General features: G+C 41.2%; 19 protein-coding genes. 4 read left to right on the forward strand and 15 right to left on the reverse strand.

The annotated features are described in order from the left end of the window. Nucleotides 1–231: 231 nt before the first annotated feature. On the reverse strand, nt 232–705 hold the full coding sequence (locus LMH66_RS14210) for an SHOCT domain-containing protein (protein WP_229370778.1): 474 nt from the start codon (nt 703–705) through the stop codon (nt 232–234). A 387-nt stretch (nt 706–1,092) separates the two neighbouring features. Beyond that, complete coding sequence (locus LMH66_RS14215) at nt 1,093–3,081, reverse strand: methyl-accepting chemotaxis protein (RefSeq protein ID WP_229370779.1); 1,989 nt, start codon at nt 3,079–3,081, stop codon at nt 1,093–1,095. Between the two features lie 366 nt (nt 3,082–3,447). Here LMH66_RS14215 and hmpA point away from each other — a divergent pair, with 366 nt between their 5' ends. Next, a complete protein-coding gene (gene hmpA, locus LMH66_RS14220; protein WP_229370780.1) occupies nt 3,448–4,641 on the forward strand; it encodes an NO-inducible flavohemoprotein in 1,194 nt (397 codons plus the stop codon). A gap of 97 nt (nt 4,642–4,738) precedes the next feature. Here hmpA and envZ read toward each other — a convergent pair whose 3' ends face one another. From envZ to LMH66_RS14275, 11 genes are all read right to left on the reverse strand, one after another. Beyond that, entirely contained in the window at nt 4,739–6,061 is a 1,323-nt protein-coding gene (envZ, locus tag LMH66_RS14225) for a two-component system sensor histidine kinase EnvZ (protein WP_229370851.1), read from the reverse strand. A gap of 41 nt (nt 6,062–6,102) precedes the next feature. Then, the gene (gene ompR / locus LMH66_RS14230; RefSeq protein ID WP_102529589.1) at nt 6,103–6,828 is read right to left on the reverse strand and encodes a two-component system response regulator OmpR; all 726 of its coding nucleotides are present in this window, start codon (nt 6,826–6,828) and stop codon (nt 6,103–6,105) included. Nucleotides 6,829–7,024: 196 nt separating this feature from the next. Further along, nucleotides 7,025–7,810 (reverse strand): hypothetical protein, encoded by a 786-nt coding sequence (locus tag LMH66_RS14235; RefSeq protein ID WP_229370781.1) that lies wholly within the window; start codon nt 7,808–7,810, stop codon nt 7,025–7,027. A 161-nt stretch (nt 7,811–7,971) separates the two neighbouring features. Further along, nucleotides 7,972–8,457 carry a transcription elongation factor GreB gene (gene greB, locus LMH66_RS14240; RefSeq protein ID WP_102529587.1) on the reverse strand — a complete coding sequence of 162 codons (486 nt, stop codon included), beginning with the start codon at nt 8,455–8,457 and terminating at the stop codon, nt 7,972–7,974. 94 nt (nt 8,458–8,551) lie between these two features. Next, nucleotides 8,552–8,995: a hypothetical protein gene (locus LMH66_RS14245; protein WP_229370782.1), complete on the reverse strand. Its 444-nt coding sequence runs from the start codon at nt 8,993–8,995 to the stop codon at nt 8,552–8,554. A 114-nt stretch (nt 8,996–9,109) separates the two neighbouring features. Then, a complete protein-coding gene (locus tag LMH66_RS14250) occupies nt 9,110–9,562 on the reverse strand; it encodes a hypothetical protein (RefSeq protein ID WP_229370783.1) in 453 nt (150 codons plus the stop codon). A gap of 12 nt (nt 9,563–9,574) precedes the next feature. Next, complete coding sequence (locus LMH66_RS14255) at nt 9,575–10,237, reverse strand: TorD/DmsD family molecular chaperone (protein ID WP_229370784.1); 663 nt, start codon at nt 10,235–10,237, stop codon at nt 9,575–9,577. A 53-nt stretch (nt 10,238–10,290) separates the two neighbouring features. Beyond that, nucleotides 10,291–10,956 (reverse strand): DMSO/selenate family reductase complex B subunit, encoded by a 666-nt coding sequence (locus LMH66_RS14260; protein WP_229370786.1) that lies wholly within the window; start codon nt 10,954–10,956, stop codon nt 10,291–10,293. 14 nt (nt 10,957–10,970) lie between these two features. Then, complete coding sequence (locus tag LMH66_RS14265) at nt 10,971–13,484, reverse strand: DMSO/selenate family reductase complex A subunit (RefSeq protein WP_229370787.1); 2,514 nt, start codon at nt 13,482–13,484, stop codon at nt 10,971–10,973. Nucleotides 13,485–13,530: 46 nt separating this feature from the next. Continuing rightward, on the reverse strand, nt 13,531–15,519 hold the full coding sequence (locus LMH66_RS14270; RefSeq protein ID WP_229370788.1) for an MtrB/PioB family decaheme-associated outer membrane protein: 1,989 nt from the start codon (nt 15,517–15,519) through the stop codon (nt 13,531–13,533). Nucleotides 15,520–15,533: 14 nt separating this feature from the next. Next, the gene (locus LMH66_RS14275) at nt 15,534–16,484 is read right to left on the reverse strand and encodes a DmsE family decaheme c-type cytochrome (RefSeq protein WP_420709429.1); all 951 of its coding nucleotides are present in this window, start codon (nt 16,482–16,484) and stop codon (nt 15,534–15,536) included. A gap of 196 nt (nt 16,485–16,680) precedes the next feature. Here LMH66_RS14275 and LMH66_RS14280 point away from each other — a divergent pair, with 196 nt between their 5' ends. Both LMH66_RS14280 and LMH66_RS14285 read left to right on the forward strand, forming a co-directional pair. Further along, on the forward strand, nt 16,681–17,619 hold the full coding sequence (locus LMH66_RS14280) for a helix-turn-helix domain-containing protein (protein ID WP_229370789.1): 939 nt from the start codon (nt 16,681–16,683) through the stop codon (nt 17,617–17,619). A 322-nt stretch (nt 17,620–17,941) separates the two neighbouring features. After that, entirely contained in the window at nt 17,942–20,299 is a 2,358-nt protein-coding gene (locus LMH66_RS14285; RefSeq protein ID WP_229370790.1) for a Tex family protein, read from the forward strand. A gap of 122 nt (nt 20,300–20,421) precedes the next feature. Here the strand turns inward: LMH66_RS14285 and LMH66_RS14290 are convergent, their stop codons facing one another. Together LMH66_RS14290 and LMH66_RS14295 are read right to left on the reverse strand one after the other, a co-directional pair. Then, nucleotides 20,422–21,366, reverse strand: a complete 945-nt coding sequence (locus LMH66_RS14290) for a hypothetical protein (protein ID WP_229370791.1) — start codon at nt 21,364–21,366, stop codon at nt 20,422–20,424. Between the two features lie 267 nt (nt 21,367–21,633). Beyond that, the gene (locus tag LMH66_RS14295; RefSeq protein ID WP_229370792.1) at nt 21,634–21,924 is read right to left on the reverse strand and encodes a putative quinol monooxygenase; all 291 of its coding nucleotides are present in this window, start codon (nt 21,922–21,924) and stop codon (nt 21,634–21,636) included. Nucleotides 21,925–22,064: 140 nt separating this feature from the next. Here LMH66_RS14295 and LMH66_RS14300 point away from each other — a divergent pair, with 140 nt between their 5' ends. Next, nucleotides 22,065–23,015, forward strand: a complete 951-nt coding sequence (locus LMH66_RS14300) for a LysR family transcriptional regulator (RefSeq protein WP_229370793.1) — start codon at nt 22,065–22,067, stop codon at nt 23,013–23,015. The last annotated feature ends 291 nt before the right edge of the window (nt 23,016–23,306 follow it).

Genomic DNA, 23,306 nt, shown 5'->3' on the forward strand with positions numbered 1-23,306 from the left:
ATGGCGGCATGATAATAACTCCCCTAAGCGTGTACAGATTTACTTGACCACATCAGGGTGGCTAGGGATTTCAGAAAGGGAAAGCTGTTGTTTCCCTTTCGTCTGGTGTGGGCGAAGCGCCACGCGGGTGTTAGTTGACAGAAATAACAAATTTAAATGTTATCAATACAATCTATATACCTTTAGGAAGAACCTTCGATATTCAGATTCATTTTTTAATCACTCGGGGGTTTAATATTTGGATAAGATTTCTTTCTTTTCACTTTCAAACTCTGATTGAGTAATGATGTTAGCATCTCTTAATTCTTTTAATTTTAAGAGTTCAGAATACATATCTTTGGATATTGAAGATTCTGTTTTGATATCACTATCTACTTTAATGACTGTATCAGCTTCTTTAACAAGGCCTTGAGAAGTACCTCCAGGCTTCACACATTTGAAAGTTAATTCTGTTGAACCTAAACGAGCTGGCGCAGCAGGAATGACATTTTCACGAAGAACGAATACTTCAAGATCTTTTTCTCTACAAAACTCATTAGCCTCTTTGTAGACTTCAGCTTTATTGCTAAGAGATATGCCTATTCCAGGGCTTCCATCTTTTTTACCAATAAAATATGAATCTTGGCTCATTGGAATAACGCCAGTGCTTGAACAGCCTTGAAGAAAAAATAACAAGGAAATGAGAAGTGAAACTTTTTTATTCATATTGATTGCCTGAGTAATATCCTTGTAAATACTAAGACTAATCCATTTGAATATCATAAATCTAGTTTATCTTCATTTGTTGACGTCTTAGAAACTGAATAATCAAATGAAGTTGCAGGCTCAAGAGCCTCCGTTTGAAGTGTCCAGAATCGCTACACTCATTTGCGTGAGCTCGGCATGGATGCCGAGATAGCCTCAGTTGAGCCATGGATGGCGAGTCTGAGGCGTTAGCTAATGAGTGTAAAGCGATGAAGGATTAACACTTCAATGGAGCGGGTGGGTGTTCCAAGAGGGAGTTGCCGTCACTCCCTTTTGGTCTGGTGTGGGCGAAGCGCCACGACTTTATGTCTTATTTAAAATGCATTAAATAATGAATAATTCACATCACTAAAACACACTTCTTCTTGCCGTTGCAGCCACAACGACTTCTGTTTCAATTCCTAAGCTTTGCTCAATGCTACTGACACTCTCTGCGACTTCAGTGGCGATAGCTTGACTTTGATCTGATGCACTTTGTGCATGGGTATTGAGGCTTTCCATTGCGTTGACAAATTCATCTAAATAATTGACTTGTTGGTTAGCAAAGTCAGAGCCTTGTTTTGCGGTGCCGACCATTTCGCTGGCTTGGGCTTGTACCGTTTTGGCAACATCTAACAAGTGAGTTGCGCGTAATTGTTGGCTTTCAGTCGCATCACCAATGCCTTGTACGCTTTGGGTTAATGCCTTATTAGATACCGTAAGTTGCTCTAAAATATTCATAATATCTTTAAGGGATATTTGTGTGCGGTGAGATAAGTTACGCACTTCATCAGCAACAACGGCAAAGCCGCGGCCTTGTTCGCCTGCGCGGGCAGCTTCAATAGCTGCATTCAAGGCCAGTAGATTCGTTTGCTCGGCGATGTTGCCAATCACATCAATAATTTTTGAAACATCAGTGACAGAAGTCGATAAGTTGGTCAGTGATTCATAACAGTTGGTCACTGCGTGTTGCGATGTTTCAGTCGCTTCTAATACGGCTTCTGCTTGGGTTTGGCTTGCCTGCATATGCTCCATGGTGGCAGTGGCTTTTTGCTCAACAATGGATGAGTTTTGTTCTACTTCACTGGCTAGTTCTCGTAAATGGCTGGTTTGTGTTTGCGCGACACTGACCACTGCTTGAGTTTGCTCTGTGGTGGTCGAGATTTGCTTGATCCTGTCAATTAATGAGCTTAATGAGTGCGATACTTTAGACACTTGTTGACGCTGACTTTCGTCTTCTTGCTCAAATCGGTTTAATAGTTGGTTGAAGTGACTTGCTATTTGGCCTGTTTCACAACGGCTATTAATTTGAAGTTGCTCACGCTGATTGGACTCACTTAGTTTCATAAAGGCCGCATTTAAGCGTTTTAGCGGTTGTACAACTCGGCGTTGCTGCAGCCATAAATAACCAAAGGCAAATAAACCAATGATGATCACCATTGAATATAAAATGGTTTGTAGCTGCTTTTTTAAATCATGATCATATTCAGCGTGCACTTTTCCTAGACGCAGCAACTGTTGCTCCACTTGATCAGTGTCGGCAGACAATTGTGATTGCACCAAAAGATTATCGGCGAGTAAGTTATGGGTATTGGCCACTTCTTTGTCATAGCGCAGGCTTAAACTGAGTAATTCATCGCGATAAGATTCACCTACTTCAAACTGCTCAGGCTCATCTGCACCTAAGGCAAATTCATCGACTTCTTCTTGTTCAAAAATTCCAATTAGAGAGAGTTTTGTTAATTGCTCATGCCATTGATTTAGCGCTTGTATATTACGTTGTAGGCTAGCTTCTAAGCGACTTTCTTTACCTATTAAATAGCCTTCAGTGAGTTGTGATAACTGAAACACCAATGGTGGTAGCTCACGGGTTAATTGTAAATATGATTGGGCTAAATCAGCATCCACTGCCAAGCCTTTTTCGGCGTAAGCGGCGAGGCGCATATTATTATCAAGCATTTCAGACTCTGAATAAGCCAGTAACTGCCTTGGGTTACCTGCTAGTTTTCCTGCCGCAAGGTAGCGGTTATTCAAATTTGCGACAAATTCAGCCAAAAATTGCTGTATAGAGGTGATGGCTGCTGTTGCTGAAGCTAAGTCAATTTGGCCGATTTGATGGGAGATTTCGGTGAGTTCTTGCCTTGCTTGGCTAAGAATTTCACTGTCTCCCGATTGCAAATAGGCATTGATATTGGGGCGAACCTTGAGCAAAAAAGTGTGTTGTATCTGTTGCAGAGTATTTGCTTGTAATTCGACTTGCTGACGTTTGTCTGTGCTCCAAAGGACTGTGGCAGCTAAAAGTCCTGCCAGTAGCAACAATATTGCCGAAGCTGTTAAGGAAAGAGTGGAAATCTTCATTGAAATGTTAGCTTTTTGGAGATTAAGTGTTGAGGATTTTATGAATTAAATATGACAGTAAGATTACATTTTGTGTATCAACTTGTATCTTGGTGCGTAATTAAATCCTTGTTTTTTATATGGTTAAATGTAAAAAAGACTAAGATGATTGCAATGAAATAGGGGGTTAACACCTAAATAGAGTCATTGCTCTATCTCTTATTGGATATAAGGTGTTACTTGCTTATGAACGAGCGAATGTATGAGATAAATTGTTAAATGAGCGCTAGATAAAATGAAATTAATCTAAAATATATTGATCTAAATCAAATGCATGTTTATTATCTTATCAAAACATGCATTTTAAATACATATTAGAGGTTGTTTATGTTAGATCAGCATACTAAAGACGTTGTTAAGAGCACTATTCCATTATTAGAAGCGGCAGGTCCTGCACTGACTACGCATTTTTATCAACGTATGTTTGAACATAATCCTGAGTTAAAAGATGTATTTAACTTGGCCCATCAACATACTGGTGGCCAACCTGTTGCCTTATTTAATGCCGTTGCCGCTTACGCAAAAAATATTGATAACCTAGAAGCACTGGGCGCCGCAGTTGAGCGTATTGCTCATAAACACACAGGTTTCTTAATCAAGCCAGAGCAGTACGCCATTGTTGGTGGTCACCTTTTAGCGACACTTAAAGAACTCGGCGGCGATGCCGTGACTGAAGAAGTGTTGACAGCTTGGGGCAATGCATATGGCTTTTTAGCGGACATCTTTATCAACCGCGAAGCGCAGCTATATCAACAAACAGCGGCTAAAACTGGCGGCTGGGAAGGCACACGCCGCTTTGTGGTTCAAGCAAAAACGCCTGAATCCACGGTTATCACTTCATTCCTGTTAGCACCAGAAGACGGTCAGCCAGTCGTCGAATTCACTCCAGGGCAATACTTAAGTGTGTCGCTTGATCACGAGCAGTTAGAGTTTAAAGAAATTCGTCAGTATTCATTATCAGATGCACCTAATGGCAGTACGTACCGCATTAGTGTTAAGCGTGAATCAGATGGCAAGGTGTCGAACTTACTGCATGAGCATTACCAAGTGGGTGATGTGATTGACGTTGTTGCGCCGGCAGGTGACTTTGTATTGGCGACAGCAGCAGAAACGCCTGTAGTGTTGTTGTCAGCTGGTGTCGGCCTTACGCCAATGAAGAGCATGTTGAACCAGTTATTATCGCAATCACATACAGCGAATATCACTTGGGTTCATGCCTGTGAAGATGGCGCACAGCACAGCTTTAAACAAGCAATTAAAGCCAAACGAGATGTGAATACCAACTTAGAAAGCTACGTTTGGTATCGTCAGCCTTTAGCGACTGATTTACCTGCCGAAGATTTTGATTTTGAAGGGACTGTAGAGCTTAATAACATCGCCGAAAGCATTGTGCCAAACGCACAATACTACTTCTGCGGCCCTATTGGTTTTATGAAAGCCATTAAGCAGCAATTACTTGGATTAAATGTGCCAGAGTCGCAATTACATTACGAAGTCTTTGGCCCTCACGCAGATTTATAATCTGTATTAAACCGATTTTTATTTAGCAAAAAGCGACTCATCGAGTCGCTTTTTTGTTGAATGAAATTGACTTAAAACAGGGTTAGCTAAGAGCCACTTACTGGTTTTCTATTGGCAACCATACTTGTGCTCGTAGCCCACCTTCTGGACGATTACTTAATTCAATTTTGCCGTGGTGACGGTCGATAATCCGTTTCACAATGGCTAAGCCAAGACCTGAACCTACTGAACCTCGGGCACTATCCCCTTGGGTGAATGGTTGAAACAGCTTTTCAATCTCTGCTTCATTAATGCCAGGGCCGTTATCTTCGATAATAAAACTGACACCTTTAGCGGTTTGATACGAACTGATTTTTATCAAGCCGTTACCGTAGCGAAAGCCATTTTCTACTAAATTACTTAATACTCGTTTAATCGCCACGCTTTGAAAAGGCACCAATGGACAATCTTGTAAATTGAGTTCAATGTTGCCTTCTCGGTGCATTTCCTGTTGGTTGATTTCCTGGATCAAGCGGTTGATATCATTCAGCTCTCTGGCACTTTCTTGGTCGTGACGTACATAAGCAATAAACTGGTTAATGATGTCATCCATATCTTCAATATCGGTGACTATGCCATCTTTAAGGTATTGATCTTCATCCACCATCATTTCAGAAGCTAAGCGAATACGAGTCAGTGGCGTACGTAGGTCGTGGGATATGCCGGCCATCAGTAACGCTCGATCTTGCTCAAGTTGCTTCATACTGTGAGACATTTGATTAAAAGCGTGAGTTACCTCGACGATTTCAGATGATCCACTTAAGGGTAATGGCTCTGGGAATTCGCCTTTAGATACAGAGAAAGCAGCGCGTTGTAAACGCTTAAGCGGCCTGTTGAGCCTGCGTGCAAACCACCATCCACCGGCGACACTGAGCGCACCAATTACCAATAAATACAATGTTAGTGGTGATAAATCATTTTCGTTTAACCCTGTCAGCGGTACTTTTATCCACAGAGTCGGTGCTTGTGGCGGTCTGATCCATACTTGCAGTTGTTTACCTTGAGAAAAGCGCACTTCCGCTTCGCCGCCAAGGTACTCAGACATTTGTTCGGACAAAAAACCATAATAGGTGGCCGATTCGAGCCCCGCTGCAATGGCGTTTTGCTGATTGTAAACTTTCATCTCATCATCGCGCACTTTTGCATTGAGGGCATCAACAACGGTGAGGTTTTCACGGGTGATGACAACACCATCAATAAACAATAAGTTTATTTGTCGTGCGATGAGTTGGTTGATTTGTTCATAACTGGGTTTAATAAAATAAACCGTTACAGAGAGGTAAGAAACCAGTTGATTAATCAGTAGCAAACTACCAATAAGCAATACGGTTTGGCTGAAAGAATTACGTGGCAGAAAGCGCTGCCACCATTTCAGTTTGATTGCTTTTGGCTGACTAATGGTTTGTGACTGGCTGATAGAAATTAACCCCGAGCAGTGCCGTCAGGCACGAACACATAACCTAAACCCCAAACCGTTTGGATATAGCGTGGGTTAGCGGCATCAACTTCTATTAATCGGCGTAAGCGAGACACTTGTACGTCAATAGAGCGCTCTAGTGCTGAGTAGTCACGACCACGGGCAAGGTTCATGAGCTTATCGCGCGATAATGGCTCTCTTGGGTGAGATACCAATACTTTAAGCACGGCAAATTCACCCGAGGTGAGAGCGATACTTTTTTCTTCATGGAACATTTCGCGGGTTGCAAGGTTCAATGAAAAGTCACCAAAACTAATCACTTCTTCTTGTTGCGCAGGCGCTCCAGGCACTTCTGCTGTTTGACGACGCATCACAGCTTTAATGCGCGCGAGTAATTCACGTGGATTAAACGGTTTTGGTAAATAGTCATCGGCGCCAAGTTCTAAGCCAATAATGCGGTCAACTTCGTCGCCTTTGGCGGTGAGCATGACAATTGGGATTGGGTTTTCTTGTTGACGTAAGCGACGGCAGATTGATAAACCATCCTCACCCGGCAGCATTAAGTCTAAAACCAATAAGTGAAAGTTTTCGCGCTCTAATAAGCGATCCATTTGTTCAGCATTAGCTGCGCTGCGCACTTGATAACCTTGTTCAAGTAAATAGCGTTCTAATAATGATCTGAGTCGCATGTCATCATCGACAACGAGAATTTTAGATGTTTCCTGGCCCATGAAATATCCTTTTGTCTAAATTTCGGCGCTAAATACAGTTAGTAAGCTAAATATAGCGACTTTATTAGAGTGCAAACAAGAGGTGTAATAGTAGTTTATGATTGTGCAGGGATAATATGACGAAGTTATTAGATTAAGTCTATGAAATTAATTGAATTTAATGATATTGATTGGAATATTAGAAATTGTAACTAAATCAGTTTTTTCGCATTAATCGCGAAAAAGTATCAATCACGCCATCTTCGTTGTTATCGAGGAGGAAGATGAGCTGATCATCATGAAGTTTGACATTAAAAGCTGCCGATGCAATTTCACCGTAGCGACTAAAGCCTGTTTGGTTGTTGTCATCATATTGAGCCTGAAAATAAACTTCTTCAGAATCTGATTGATGCTGATATTGACCCCATTCCATTCCCGTGAGTTCGTCATCATGGTCAAAGTTAATTTGTAACTGTACATATAAGCCATTATCGAGCATCAATACGGCATACAAGTCATCATATTCTTGGTTATACCAGTAACCTTCAATGTCTCGCGAGCGCAGTTGTTCGTATTCAACAATATTGTCGATGGAATTGTCGGCTTGTTTATCCATATTCAACTGCAATCTTGATGCGTCATTATTGAGATAAACATGACTGTGATTGTGCTTAGTAAGTAAGGTGATAAACCCTTTGGACGGGTTATTGCTAAAGGTGGGGTTGAAGGAAATGGATATTGGCATATCCACAAAAGCGGTGGTATTAGATAACGCAAAACTGCCCCATTCAGCGAAACTATTACTCGGCTCATTTAAGTCCAGCCCAATTTGCAGGTAACTTTGATCTTCATTTATTTGCAGTAGTTCAATATGCCCAGCTTGCTGGCTAAGCCAGTTGCCTATGATGTATTCAGGTAGGTGGTTACTCGGTTGTACCTTGAAACTTATCAGCATCAGAAGCGTCACACCAACTAACATCATCCAGAAAACTCTACTACACATAAAAGTTCCTTTTTTATGTTATTTACTCGATACAGGGTAAATAAAAACCGGATCTCAAGTTTAGTAAAGAAACATCATAGGGCAAGGAATTGTAGAATAATTCGCCATAAAGTTGACGTATGTATGAGTAATGCACTGTTTTTGGGCAGGTGTCAGGTTTATTATACCTCTAAGTTAGTATAAGAAATTTTGTTGATATACCAATCTTGGGGGCCATTGGGGGTAGGGACAACGGCATCGTCATCGACTTCTTTTTTGAGTAATGCACGGGCCATGGGCGAATCAATAGAAATATAGCCTTTAGCATCGCCGTAAATCTCATCTGGACCAACAATGCGAAATTGCAGGATATCGCCAGCATCATTTTCAATTTCGACCCAAGCGCCAAAGAAGATTTTTCCTTCTTGTTCTGGGGCATACTCAACGACTTTTAAACTTTCAATACGTTTGCGCAAAAAACGGACTCGGCCATCGATTTGGCGCAATAAACGTTTGTTTTCTTTGTAGTCAGCATTTTCACTACGGTCACCAAGGCTAGCTGCCCAAGCCACTTTTTTGGTGATCTCAGGACGGTATTCTCGCCATAGATAGTTCAATTCAGTTTTTAGTTTGGTCATCCCTTCCGGGGTGATGAGATTGGTCTTCACTTGGTTTGCTACTCAATGATGCTGATATATCTGATTGAGTGAAATTACCTAAAAGGAGTGCGGTTGTCGATAGCGCTTTTTGATAAGTATGGGGCTAGTTACCCATATTTCGGCTTTGACTGCGACGTTGATGACGTAATTGCGATAACTGACTCATCGCAGTGATAACCTTTTGGCTCTGATTATTGATAACAGCTTGTCTGGCATAAATGCTTTGGTTACTTGCGTTAGCCTGAGTATCGGTTTGCTTCAAACATTGTTTGGCATAATGCTCAGTGATTTGGACAATTAACGCTTCGGCTTGGCTGAGATCATTGCTGTTTATTTCTTTGACGAAGAGGAGTAAAAAGAAATCGAATAGGGCGCTAAAAACATCAACATTAGCAAACTCTGACTCAATACAGACTTGCCTGCGGGACTCATCAATTAAAGCGGCGACTAAGTTGGCAATTGTAGTAGCGTTGGTTGCCCCGGCTAAAAGGCTTTTTACGTAGGTGTCTTGTTGCCAAAACGCGACCAATTGATGCGACCAGAACACAGGCTATTTAGCTTGATAAAGAACGTAAAGAAAACTTCGGGAAAGGAGTAGCTGCAAAGGTATATGGGATCCATTAATTCAAAATAGTTCGGCGCTTATTACACCGAGCAATAACTAGCATTTACCCATATTATATTGTTTTTTACGCTGTTGTTTGCGCTCTGATTCTAATCGCGCCATAGCGGTTAGAATCCGTTGACTTTTAATCTTTAGGCTAGAGTTGGTGTATTGTTCATCTGTATTTATTATTTGTGCATAATACATCGCAAGCGACATAATTAGCTGCTCTGGTTGTGTCAATAGTTTATGTTCCAGCTCTTTAATAAACATTAATAAAAAGCATTGGAACAAGGTGTCAAATACCTGTTCCAACGTTAATTTGTAATGTTCATTTTTCGACTTTGTTGGCAATTCGCTCATAGCAGCGATGAGGCTACACACGGTTGAGCAGGGGGTCGCGCCGACAAATAACTCATCAATGGCATCATCTTGGACAAAGTAATGTTGTAATTGTTGGGCAAAGTCTGCTTTATTCAATTGCTGGGTGACAGATCGAATGAAACTCATAAGCTTTTCCTACTAGCGAAATAACCGCATCGGCATTGGGATAATATTCAATGTCTTTGTTAGTACGTTGTCAAAATCACCTGCTAACAAGGCGATACCTTTATAGAAATCAGTTTTAGCATGATTTCGGGCAAGTTCATGGCATCGGCCTGACCACGGCAGCATGTGCTGTTGTAATAAGACAATAAGCGCCTCTTTAGCCAGCTTATTGTCAGGTTCATCAATTAATTGCTGTAGTAGTTGATCAATCACTGCGTAAAACAGAGCAATATGGTCAACTGGTTGGTTAAATTTTAACTCAAAACTAATACCCAATTGCTTGTAAAAATTCATTAAGCTAATGGTCGATTCATCGTTAAGGATTTGTTGTTCACCAAGATAAGTTGATCCCCAAGGCATAGCTTTAGGCTCACCAGGACCGAAATAAAGCTGTCCATAATCAAGCTTAACATTGTTAATTTTATCGGAGTGCCACTGTGAGAAGAACTGATTTAGTAATGACTTACCTTGCTTATTTGCCTCAGAGTTTTGTAGTGTAGGCCAAATCAAGTTTAATTGATTGCTAACAAAATACTGAATTGAGTGTTCGGTTGGATAGTCCAATAAAACATTATGCAGTAAACGTGCAATGGCTTGTAGCTCTAGATAAACTTCATCATTGGTATTGTCAGTCATTCTTTTATTCCTGTTAAGAAGCGCCCCGTAGGGCGCTTCACATTTAGCGGTAATTAAACTTCAGCGTAGTTTAAAATTTCACCTTGCTTACCAGCATGTTTGTTAGCCTTGATGATAAGGTTTGGTGAAGTGATGCTTTCTGGCGGTAAAGGGGCCATGTGTCCATCGCTATCACCATATTTTGCTTTTAAGTTTTCCATGGTGTCGAAATCCAGTGCACGTAATGGGCAAGAACCAACACAGATAGGCTGCTTTCCTTCTGCTAGGCGATCATAACAACCGTCACACTTAGTCATCACTTTACGCTCACTATCCAACTGAGGTGCGTCGTAAGGACACGCTTGTGCACAACTATTACAGCCAATACATAAATCAGTCGCTACGAGTACTAAGCCGTCTTCACGACGTTTGTGCATTGCGCCTGTTGGGCACGCTTTAACACAAACTGGTTCGTTACAGTGGTTACAGCTAATTGAAGTGTAGTAAGTGAAAACACTATGCTCAAAGCTATCATCTGCATTTTGAGACCATGTTCCACCACCGTATTCATAAACTCGGCGCCAATTTACGCCTTCAATTTGAGGTACACTCTGAGTTTCAGAATCCGTTGACTTACGGATAATGTCACCCTGTCTGTCTTTACAAGATACATGACACGCTTTACAACCTGTACACTTGGTAGTGTCTAAATAAAAACCATATTGAGTTTGATCTGTCATTGTTTTTTACTCCATCAAGCTAATGCAATTTGTACACGGTTAGTATGTTGTGGGTTACCTTTTGCTAGCGGGCTAGGTTGGTAACGTGTCAAGGTATTAATACATCCACCAATATCGACAATATGACCCGATGGTCCCATGCGTCCTGATGGATCAGGTTGATACCAAGCACCTTGACCTAAAGCTAATACACCAGGGGCAACACGAGGTGTGACACGGACTGGTAGTTCGATGGTTCCGCGCTTACTCCAAACATGAACTTTTGTGCCTTGTGTAAAGCCTTTGGAATTTGCATCCAAAGGGTTCATCCAAACTGCATCTTCTACTGCTTCACGTAACCAAGGTACATTGTGATAGCTAGAATGAGTACGACCTTTGGTGTGATAACCAACTAACTGGAATGGATAGTCTTCAGATGTTTCTTCATCGTCGTATCCTTCCCATGTTGCTTGGTACATAGGTAGGCCGGAGATATAGTCGCCTTTAACTTCTTCGTTAAATGTCCACTCAGCACCTTTTTGAGCCATTTGTAAAGAGAACAACTCAATTTTACCTGAAGGCGTATTTACCGTTCCGCTACTGTTAATATAGCTATCAAGTGCTACGACTTTTGTGCCGTTGAATGCGCGGAACACACCTTGTGCTTGTGCTTCTTCATAAGTCGCAGGCAATGTTGGTTCAGCATTAGCATTATTAGGATTAGTACGGGTATTTTCGTATAACTCAGCTAACCATGCTGCTTCGTCTTTGCCTTCTGTGTACTCACCAAGCTTGCCCATTTTATCTGCAATAAGCGCGCACATGTCGTACATTGACTTACATTCCCATAATGGATCAATCGCAGCTTTCATTGCAACAAGGTAACCCATAATGCCTGATGCGTAGCTGTCATTGACTAAGTCATTTGATTCTAACCAAGAGGTATCTGGTAATAGAATGTCTGCAAATTTCGCTGAAGGCGTCATCCAGCAATCACATGCCACAATGAATTCACATTTTGTGTCATCTTCAAGGATTTTTGCTGCGCCATTAGAATCAGAGTGTTGGTTAACTAATGCGTTTGAATTAATTGCAAAAATGGCTTTTAAATCTGCACCTAATGGCGTATCTAGGTCTTCTGTACCACGAATACCATCTTTACGGGCTGTCATTTCATGACCGCGCTCGATTGCATCTGGGAACGTAAAGAATGAAATAGACTCTGTTATAGGGTTAGATAGGCCTGACATGCCACTACGGCTCAAGCTCCTTTGTCCAGGCAGTGCACCATTACTCACACCTGGTTGGCCTACTTTACCTGTTAGGAATGACAGCATGTAGCATGAACGCATCGCTTGCTCGCCATTTGCGTGGCGGTTAACACCAGCTCCTGCAATAATAAATGGTGCTTTAGCATTCATTATTTTATTAGCTAATACCTTGATGTTGGCTTCTGATATACCACAAATTTTAGCCGCCCATGCAGGTGTTCTAGGGCCATTATCAACGAATTTTCCTTGTCCCAGAATATAATCCTTATAATTTTCATCAGGGTTGATATAAGGAACATAGGCTAACTTTTCAGTATCACCAGAGTTTTCAAATTCTTGTTTTAGTGTTTCAAGTGACTCGCGGTCATAACCGACGCAGTATTTGTCTAAAAAACTTTTTGAATTTGTGCTAACCCAACCTGAACTGATCATTTCATGGGCAATACCTTCAGCTAAAGCAGCATCAGTACCTGGACGGATTGGGTACCATGTATCTTCTTTACCTGTCATTGAATCTGTGTAACGCGGGTCAATCATGATAACTTCAAGACTAGGGTTAGCTTTAATTGCCTGCAAGTAGTCGTAACCTTCACCTGAACCTGACTGGCGCATTTCACTTGGGTTGTAGCCTAAGCCAATAAATAGGTCACTGTCTTGTAATGACAACAAGTTAGATCCAGAAGTACTACCAAAACCAGTCGCCGCAGCGGCTTCGTTTTGCTGAGCCCATGAATAGTTACCGTAAATGTTTAGGAAACCACCATTAAGGTTTAGGATACGGTTGAAACAGCTTGAGCTTGAAAAACCGTAGTAAGCACCAGTTCCGTATAGTTTTAGAATGGATTTATTACCATATTGATTTGCAATACGTTGTAATTCACTCGCGATTTCAGATGCTGCTTCATCCCAAGAAATTGGTATAAATTGACCTTCACCGCGCTTACCTACGCGCTTCATTGGTGTTTTTAAACGATCTGGAGCGTAAGTCCGTTGGCGTAATGAGCGACCACGAGCACAAGCACGTATTTGATGGTTAACACCATATTCATCAGTCGTTTCGTTATCAGCTTCTACGCGAGTAATCACGCCGTCTTGACTGAACACTTTAACTGGGCAGTTAGAGCCACAGTTAACCAAACAAGCTGACCATGTAACTGCTTCATCAACAGGTGGTTTTGGTGGTAGTGACTCAGCATCTTTAGAACTGGTATTACAACCAGTGACTGTGGCAGCACAACCTAAAGCAGCACTTATTTTTAAGAAACTTCTGCGTTCCATTATTAAATCCTCTTACTAAAATTTATTCAGTGCGTTCGTACAACGACTACAGTACATAGCTGAAATTCAGCATGATCTGATGGGCGTTATAATTGTGATTAAGCTCGCCCAGGGTAACCATGCCTGGCACTTGATCAGTGGTCATTTGAGCGTCATCAGTGTCGTAATAACGTTCGTAGCGATAAGTCAGTTTCAATGCCATGTCATCACTCAAGGCATAGTTAGCGTAAAGACTCGCGCTATGGTTATAGGAGTAGTAATCGCCGTATGGGTTAGTACCATCAGCGGTAACATAAGTGTCACTGCTTGAATTACTGAACAGGTAATCAGCGCCTAAAGTCAGCTTATCTTCCATTAAGCCGCCGTAACTTACGCCTGCACCTAAGTTGATAAACTCATCTTCAATGTCGGCGTACCAGTCAGGGTCGCTGTAGTTTTGACTCCCTGCCTGGGCTGAATTAATCCATTGTTGGCCTGCGAAACCGTAAGCAGAGAACTGCTTAGTCAGTTGCATATTGACGTTAATGTCGTAGCTGTAATCTTCTGATTCAGTTAATCCGATCACAGTGTCGTCATAGTTATCTTTTGCATAACGACCAGTAAAATCGATGCTTAACCAATCAAGCGGCGTGTGACTCACGCGCAGTTCAACTTCGTTACGCTCTCTGTCCGCAAGGTAGTATTTGCGCATCAGTGAATTGTCTTCACTCGAGGTTAATTCAGTGGCTTGATATTCAGAGCCGCCACGATTGCTGTGACCTGCTTTCATATCAATGGTGAAGTTATCAATGGCGCGGATAGACAATTTTGCCCATAAGCTATCTTCATTAGTTTCTTCACGGTCGCTGTAGGTGCGTTCGATATCTTTGCGGTCGTAACCGGCTTGTAGGCGGTAGCCACTGGCGATGCGGTAACTGGCATTGACCTTGAACGTTGAACGCTCAACATCTGTGGCGACATTTTCTTTAAAGGTGCCGCTGACGCTATCGAAGTTGTATTGCTGGAATTCAAATACCGAGCTGTTGTTTTCACGGTTGCTGTAGTCAACACTACCGCCAACGCGTAAACGGTTGCTTAGCATTGAAGTAATACGGATATTGGCATCAGTAGTATCGACTTCACCGTCCCAGTTTTGAATTGGGTTACCTGCAACTTGAATTAAATCGTCATCTTGGATCATACGACCAACAATAAAGCGACCTGACATAATAGTGCGGTCTAGTTGGTACTGGCCTGATAACGACACTTGGTGTGCTTGATTGTCTGGTGTGGCTGAGTAGACATCGTAGTCAGTAGGTAAGCTGAGGTTTTCAGTATTATTTTTGTACTGACTGCCAAAGTAGCTTAATTCCGTTAACCAGTTTTGCCCGGTTAACGCTGCGCCAGCAGTAAACGAGTCCGTGGTGGAATCAACACGCTGACCAAAGTTAACTGGGCTTGGGCTGACTAAGCTGCTGCTCTTGTAACCGGTTTTATCTTCACGGTCGAAACGCACATACCCTTGATAAAAGTCTTGATTAAAATCCGCACCAATACCGACTTTTTCACGTTGCTGAGATAACTCAAATACGTAAGTGTCGCCAGGCAACATCATACCGTCATCGTAATAAAGATTACTTTGCGCATCACCTGATTTGTAAGTAGTAATCAGTGAATAATCGGCATCGACATTAAATAAGCCATTTTGACCCACACTGATGTTCGCTGTGCTGTTTTCAAAACCTAATTGATGGGCTTGAATACTGGCTTGGTAGCCATTTTCATCTTGGTATTCAACATCGCCACTAAGGGCAGTGACAAAGCCATCTTGATCGGTACCTAATGCATTAGCAGCATGGACATCATCGCTATCGATGTATCCAGCTGAAATATCGATGTTGCCGCTGTAACCTGAAGTATTAGTACAACGCTTACACTCATACTTTTCTTGGTTTAGGTTTTCAGTATTGGCATTACCAACTGCAAAGTTAGCGGCCATGGTTGGCGCAGAAGCTAACAATAAAGAAGCGGTAATTACATTCAATTTAAAATTCATGATATGGCTCCTAATTAACGCTGCAGCAAGCTGCCAGCTGGGTGGTTAGAACCATGGATTTGGCTGTGGCAGTTCAAACAGCTTTTTCCGCCGCCAAAGGCATCCATTCCAGGTTGTAAAACAACGCGACTCGCGTGACCGTCATCAGCGTGACATTGTTGACATAGTTGCGGTGCACGGTTGTTGAGCATGCCTTCGTTAACGCTGCCATGTGGGTTATGACAAGTGACACAGTTTTCAGTGACCGGTGCGTGCTCCCATAACATTGGGCCGCGTTTTTCAGCGTGGCAGCTGTAACAGGTGTCATTAACAGTCGGTTTATTTAGTGCACTTTCTGACATTGAGCCATGTGGCGAGTGACAATCGATACAGGTCATTTGATCCCATTTCATTGGGTGAGCTGAGCGTTTGTTCATGTCGGCTTTTTCACGGGTGTGACAGCTAGTACAAGTATCATTAACGGTAAGTTTGTCTAATGCAGGATCTTTAGCGGCATGCACTACGTGGCAATCTGCACAAGCAATCTCTTCGAGATTATGAGTGCTGCTATGCCAAGCCATTTGTTCAGGGTCGTTATGGCAACCTTGGCAAACGGTGTTTTGGGTCGGTGCATCAAGTTTGCTGTCTTTGCCAAACTGGATCATTGGCTCTTTACCACCACGGTTGTGGTTGCCTTGTGGACCATGGCAGGCCTCACATTGAAGACCTGCCATTGGCGAATCTTTGCTGGTTAAGTCGCCATGTGCGCCTTTGAAAATGTCAGTAACGCCTTCAGTGCGTTGGTGACACATTAAGCAGCTGTCTGCTCCTTTAGGGGAATACTTACCTTCAGCAAACTTCTCCACTAATTTTTGAGAAACTTGTTCACCTGTCATGTCATCCCATGGCGCAGCTGCGGCATTAAATGAGCACAAATAAAGGATTACACTGATAGAAGCTAGGATGTTTCGACACCAGTTCATCATGTCACCTGACCTTATTAAATCGAATTTATAAAAATGGACTAATCAATAAGGGGTATTTTAAAAGATTGTAAATTTAAATCTAAGAATTTCGCTTATCATAAAGCGACATATGTGATCAAAGTCTATACCTTAGGTAACAAAAAAAAATAAAATAATTTCTCAGTGGCCGTGGTATTGGAATAAAAAGTATTTTCTTATGATTAAATTTAAATGTATGCCAGCAATTGAGATTAAAATATTATGTGAATATTGTGAAAGTGTTAACTTACTGTTGCCGATTGAGTTTAAATGTTTTAAATATTTGTCTGATGAAGAATTAATAGGTTTTAACATCATAACTAAGTTATTAAGTTTTATTGAAAAGAATATTACCTCCACTTTTTTCTTTGTCGACTTCGTCCCGTTTTTCAATCAGCGCATTGTAGACTTCATTAGGATAGATCTATCTAGTAATACCAGCGATGCCAGTAAACTGATTGCATTTACCCAGTTCTACAATCAAATGTCAGATCTTAATTGGACCAACATTGAGACAGACGATTCTGTTGGCTTGATCGCAAAACGCCCAGCGCAATCATTAGCTTCGAAGTACGACGACCTAATTATATATGTATATATGATGTATGTTTTAAAATTTAGCGACTCGACAAAGTCTAATATAATCATTGAGTTCCCGTATCCTCGATCTTTCTATAGCCATAATGCCGCTCCACTGAAAAGAGTGAAGTTTAACTGCCAGTCCTTGTCTGTGTTTGTTAAAAAAGATGAGCGAGATAAGGATAAGGTACTTGTTAACGCATTATTACCGCTAAAAACCTCTAATTTAGAACGTATTAATGCTGCAGTTAATAGTATTCCACTTACAGATTTAAACTTGACAGCATTAGCAAATATACTTGGTATTTCACCAAGGAGTTTACAGAGAAAAGTTAAATATGAAGGTTGTTGCGTAAAAGACATAATTAAAAAATTCAAAGCGAATGCAATTATTTCTATTTTAAATAAAAATAATGGAAATATAAAAGTGACCGCTTATGAATGTGGTTTTAATAACCTTTCAGCATTTAGCCGTCAATTCTATAACACTGTTGGTTGTTGTCCTACAGAATATGTCAAACGTCAAAATATTATTTAAACTTAAACTATGAAAAGGTAAGATTAAATAAGTGTATCAATTGTTACATCTGCGAATGATTATTAACTGGATTTATTGTTAATTAGAAGTAAGTCACATTAGTCATTAATTAAGTTGCTTCCTCTATCACTTTAGAGGTGTTTTGCTGAGCCTTGTCACAGTATCTAGATTCATTTCTGAACCCAAACCTCGTTATTTGAAAAGCAAATTGTGTTTTGTGAAGCATTAAAACCGTGAAAAAATCGTAATCTCAATAAACGTTTTTAGCTGATTATGCTATCTTTGGGCGATATTTGTTATTCAACGCCGAATAAGACCCTTTATGCTTAGTATTGCTCAAATTATCGCTCAAGAACTTAATGTTCGTGAGCAACAAGTCTCAGCGACTATCGCGTTACTTGATGATGGTTCTACCGTTCCTTTTGTTGCTCGTTACCGTAAAGAGGCAACGGGTGGTTTAGATGATGCCCAGTTACGTACCTTAGATAGCCGTTTAGGTTATTTACGTGAACTAGCAGAAAGAAGGCAAGTTATCCTTTCAAGCATTGATACCCAAGGAAAATTAACGCCAGAATTAAAGCAGGCGATAAATACTGCTGATAGCAAAACTCGTCTTGAAGATTTATACCTTCCTTATAAGCCTAAGCGTCGCACTAAAGGTCAGATTGCTATTGAAGCAGGCTTATTGCCACTTGCTGATTTTTTATTAGCTCATCGCCAAACTAACCTTGATGCGAAAGCAGCTGAATTTATCAATCCAGAAGCCGGCTTTGCTGATAACAAAGCAGTGCTCGATGGTGCGCGCTTTATTCTGATGGAACGTTTTGCTGAAGATGCGGATTTATTACAGAAAGTACGTCAGCATTTACGCCAGCAAGCTGTGCTTGAAAGCCGAATGGTTAAGGGTAAAGAAAAGGAAGGTGCGAAGTTTCGTGATTACTTTGATCATACTGAAACCATCACTAAAGTCCCATCTCATCGCGCTTTAGCCATGCTTCGTGGTCGTAACGAAGGCGTGTTGAGCCTGTCGATGAATGCAGATCCCAAGGCAGAAGTGGCGCAAAGCAGCTATTGCGTGGTGATTATTGCTGAGCATTTCAATTTAAAGCTGTCTGATTCTGACGTTGATCAATGGCTAAAAACAGTGGTCACTGCAACTTGGCGGGTAAAAATTGCCCTGCAAATGGAAACTGAGTTCATCAGTGCGATGCGCGAACGTGCAGAAGCTGAAGCGATTAATGTATTTGCTCGTAATCTAGGTGATTTATTAATGGCGGCGCCAGCGGGTGCTAAAGCCACAATGGGCTTAGATCCTGGGTTACGTACTGGTGTTAAAGTTGCGATTGTGGATAACACAGGTAAATTTGTTACTCACACCACTATTTTCCCACATGCACCGCAAAACGTTTGGGACAAGTCGATCCGTACTTTATCTAACCTAGTAAAAATGCATAAAGTTGAGTTGATTGCGATTGGTAACGGCACAGCATCACGTGAAACGGACAAATTAGCGGCTGAAGTGATTAGCTTTATGAAAGAGACCCACCCGAGCCTGACTAAGATTATGGTCAGCGAAGCCGGCGCCTCTGTTTACTCTGCTTCTGAGCTAGCATCCGATGAGTTCCCGAATCTGGATGTATCGATTCGTGGCGCGGTATCGATTGCACGTCGTTTGCAAGATCCGTTAGCGGAATTAGTTAAAATTGAACCAAAATCCATTGGTGTCGGCCAATATCAGCATGATGTGAGTCAAAGCCAGTTATCTAGTTCACTTGAAGCCGTTGTCGAAGACTGTGTGAACGGTGTTGGTGTCGATTTAAATATGGCTTCAGCGCCATTACTGGCTCAGGTTGCCGGTTTAAATAAAACCTTGGCTAAGAATGTCGTTACTTATCGTGATGAAAACGGCCAGTTTGAGACCCGTAAGCAATTATTGAAAGTCGCGCGTTTAGGCCCTAAAGCTTATGAGCAGGCTGCCGGTTTCTTACGTATTCCTCAGGCAAAAAATCCATTAGATGGCTCTTCTGTTCACCCAGAAGCCTATAAATTAGTGGAATCGATTGCTAAAGCGAAACAGCAAACGGTTACGCAGTTAATGGGCAATACGGCATTACTATCAGAGCTTAATGCAGTAGAGTTTGTCACTGAAGAGTTTGGTTTACCGACTATTACTGATATTTTGGCCGAGCTTGATAAACCTGGGCGAGATCCTCGTGGTGAGTTTAAAACTGCCAGCTTTAAAGATGGTGTTGAAGAGTTAAAAGATCTCAAACTTGAAATGATCCTCGAAGGGGTTGTCACTAACGTGACTAACTTTGGCGCCTTTGTAGATGTGGGTGTGCATCAAGATGGTTTAGTGCATATTTCATCATTAACAGATAAGTTTGTTAGCGATCCGCATACTATCGTTAAAGCGGGTGACGTGGTTAAAGTCAAAGTGATGGAAGTTGATACTGAACGTCGCCGCATTGCATTAAGTATGCGCTTAGATGAGCCAGTACAAGCTAAAGCATCATCGAATAAGCCACAGACTTCAGGTAAAGGAAGTGCTGGCAAAGGCAAACAAGCATCTTCTAAAGGTCAGTCAGCTAAAGGCGGCCAAGGTAAGCAAAACAAAGCCCCTGCCAATGCGGCAATGGGCGATGCATTTGCTAATGCGTTTGCAAAACTCAAAAAGTAATATTGTTCTCGCTATTATTAAATAGTTAAACAGTGACATTAAAGCCTTAATGACATCGAGATAACTCGTTGTGTTAAGGCTTTTTTATTGCTTGTTGATATGATGAGAAACGGCGTTGATGGTTATTCTTCTATGTAAGTCAGACAAATTTCATCAAAGTTTGTTTTTGGTGAGATGACTTCTTTATTTTTGAGCATTTCTTTATGGTCTTGCTTACTGATTAACTCATTATCGATAGTAAATACTTGGCGATGACTCAGCTGACTCTTCACTAAAAACTGGCAATGCTCTTGGTGAAATGCCTCGTCAAATAATCCATTATCTTTGATACGCTGTAGACCTACTTTTATTCGGTTGGCCAATTGAGGATATGCAGGCGATACATAAAATAGTGTGACTAATGGAATATGTAATAAGGTGTTTTTTTCGACAATTAAATCGGGATAAATTTTTCCATAGGTTTCAACTTCATCATAGGCTTCATTAATTCCGCGGCCGAAACTGATAAAGCGTTCTTTATCAAGCATATGAAAAAGCCCATCGTAACTCGAACCAATAACCACATCCATTCCTGCTTTTTCCATTGCAAAGCGTGTTGACCAAAACATCCCTGATCCTGTCGGTATCAATTTGAATTGCTCGAATGTGTTGATGTCAGAAAATAGTGATTGGTTTTGCTGTTTGATGATGAAGACGCGAAATCCTTGAACACCTTTTCGTAATGGCACATCAATGGCAATAAGTTTTTCACTCCATTGTGCTTTAGGCGCTTCGGCGATGACATTGATTAACTCGCCAGTCATTAATTCAGGTAAGACTCTACCTGATGTCATTGGATAATCTGAGGTGGTTATCTCCCAGTCTCCAAAATCATCTTCTGTATGAATTAAAGAAAGCTGCATAAGCTTATAGCTATATTCGTAGCGGGTATCATGGACAGAGTCAGGTTGATTTAATATAACCACATCTTTTGCTAGTACTGGCATTACTAGTGCTGATGTTGCTAGGAGCAGGACGCTGAAAAACAAACAAATATTCACAGCAAAGGTATATCTTGATGATGTCATCTTTGCCTCTTTTGTTTGGGAATGGAATGATTAGCTAATCCAATATAATTAATTACTTATCAATACTCAATAATTATAGGGTTGTGAATCAAAACCTAGCTTGTGCAGGCCATAAGTCATCATATTTGCAGTAAATAACGGTCATGGCGGAAGATATCATTTAGTGGGGCTAATGCAATAAAAAACGCTAAATCGGTATCGACTTAGCGCTTTATAGTGGGTGAGGAGATCGCTTTGCGTATTTGAACAGAAGATAAAGCCCTGAGTTTAAGCGATTTGAGTCATTTCATTTAAAATAAACTGCTCAACAGCGCCTTCGGTTGCACTCATATATTCAGCTAAATGCGTGTTACCCATATGTGTTTGCCATAACTCACGAGTTTCCCAGTTTTCATAAAACATGAAATGAGCTGGATTTTCGTTATCTTGATGTAAGTCGTAATTGATGCAACCTGCTTCTGCGCGAGTGATCTCAATCAGTTTTAAAAGCTCTGCTTTTACTAATTCAATTTTGTCTGCTTTAGCAATGATGTTTGCCACAATAGTGAGTCTAGTCATGTTGAATAATCCTATTCTTATATTGAAATTTAAATGGCGCTATTTGCGCTGTGCTCGTTTGATGAATCTATATTAGTCCTTGTCATGAATATCTTAAACAGCGTAATGTTTGATATATTCTCAAATTAAAATTGATAATTATGCTATTAGAAGACTTGATTGTGATTTCAAAGGTAGCTGAATTTCGCAGTATTACCGCGGCTGCCGAAAACCTTGATATGCGAACGGCAACAGCCAGTGCGGCAGTTAAACGGGTAGAAAATGCCATAGGTGTTGAGTTGTTTGTACGTACTACACGGCATTTAAGGCTCTCTACTGCAGGCGAGCGTTATATTCCTCAATGTGAGAAAGCCCTGTCTATGCTGGCGCAAGCTAAGCAAAATATTAAAGATGATCTCGATATCATTGACGGGAATTTACGTATAGCACTCTCGTCTGATTTTGGGCGTAACTTGGTGATACCTTGGCTAGATGAATTTATGGATAGTCATCCACAGGTGAATCTTCGCACCAGTATCAGTGACAGTAATATTGACTTCTATCGTGATGCTGTGGATATGGCACTGCGTTATGGCTCGCCAACAGAGGCCAACGTATACGGGTTCAAAATCTGTAATGTGCCGAAACTTTTGTGTGCCAGCCCTGAGTACATCGCCAAGTTTGGTCAACCTCAACACCCTGATGATCTTACTGAACATAATGGTCTGTTATATCAACTGTACGATATTGTGCATGATGAATGGTGTTTTACTGATAGCCATAATCACCAATATAAAGTGAAAATGAACAGTAACCGTGCAGGTAATGATGGTGAACTGGCAAGGCGGTGGTGTTTGGCTGGCAAGGGCTTGGCGGTAAAGTCATTCCTTGATGTTTCAGCAGATCTGTTGTCCGGTAAGCTTGTGAGTGTAATGCCTGATTTTACACCTAGCCCAACAGAACTATGGCTGATTTGCCCAAGCCGACAGTCGATTACGCCTGCTGTAAGGCTATTGAGAGATAGCTTCAGAGAGAAAACCCTGCATATTCTTAAGCAGTTAGTTGATGAAGGCATCCTTGAACAGCGGAGTCTTGATAAAAGCAGCTTTTAATCAAACTATAAGAAAACACCCAGCAATAAACATCGTCATCCATGACGTGGTCAGTTATGAAGTGACAGTTATGAAGTGATAGTTATGAAACGACAGTTATGAAATGGTCAGTTATGAAGTGATAGTTATGAAGTGATAGTTATGAAACGACAGTTATGTAGTGATAGTTATGTAGTGATAGTTATGAAACGACAGTTATGAAGTGGTCAGTTATTAAGTGGTCAGTTATGAAGTGATAGTTATGAAACGACTGTTAATAAAAGTACTTTGAGGATAAAACAGTGCTGGGCT

It is taken from the genome of Shewanella sp. 10N.7, from assembly GCF_020806285.1.
In the GTDB taxonomy this organism is placed as follows: domain Bacteria; phylum Pseudomonadota; class Gammaproteobacteria; order Enterobacterales; family Shewanellaceae; genus Shewanella; species Shewanella electrodiphila.